1 protein-coding gene is annotated in these 650 nt (G+C 55.8%); it reads left to right on the top strand.

The annotated features are described in order from the left end of the window. Window positions 1-301 precede the first annotated feature (301 nt). Window positions 302-622: a transposase family protein gene (locus C2I19_RS22935; RefSeq protein ID WP_103904572.1), complete on the top strand. Its 321-nt coding sequence runs from the start codon at window positions 302-304 to the stop codon at window positions 620-622. The last annotated feature ends 28 nt before the right edge of the window (window positions 623-650 follow it).

Here is a 650-nt window from a genome sequence, read left to right as displayed (position 1 = left end):
AGAACGGATTTATTGGCATTCTGCCCGCTGAAACCGCCCATTTTTGTTCATATGGAAATGGGTTGGGGCAATATCGACGTGTTTTTCAACGGCCTGTTAGGCGGTGTTCGCGTCAATGACTGGCGGGCCGGGCGAGTCCCTGCGGGAGGGTGAAACAGCGCGCTCACCTTGTCGATTGCGTTGCGACGGTTTGCGTGACAAAACCGCCGGGGAGCAGGGCAATTTAACCTACATGGCATGGTTTTGTAAGCTTGCCAAGCTATCCTGTCTGAGGTGAACTCTCGGGCTTTGCCAGGACAGGATGGGAACACTGATGGAACATTTAGCCGAGGTGCCAGGGTCGAGAGCGGATCATTACATTGCCCATCCGCTGCCAGAAATTCTGGTCATTGCCGTTTGCGCCATTTTCGCCGGCGCCGAAAGTTTCGTTGAGGCGGTCAAGTGGGCGGAGACCAGGGAGGCTTGGCTGCGGCGCTTCTTGTCGCTGAAGAATGGCAGCCCATCCCACGACACCGTCAATCGAGTGTTTCGACTGCTGAACCCAGAGCATTTCGAAGGCTATGTCCCAATAATGTGTTGCAAGGGACGCCCCACCGCCTCCTGCAAGCAGTGGCAAGGCTGAATGGTTTGCTGATAGCGCTCCAGCATCC

Origin of the sequence: Chromobacterium alticapitis, from assembly GCF_002924365.1 — a bacterium.
Taxonomy (GTDB): domain Bacteria; phylum Pseudomonadota; class Gammaproteobacteria; order Burkholderiales; family Chromobacteriaceae; genus Chromobacterium; species Chromobacterium alticapitis.
Note: the sequence above shows the minus strand (reverse complement) of the source record. Positions and strands in the feature narration are given on the sequence as shown.

Coding starts and splice junctions, on each gene's coding strand:
- C2I19_RS22935 (WP_103904572.1), top strand. CDS start 302: ATGGGAACACTGATGGAACATTTAGCCGAGGTGCCAGGGTCGAGAGCG.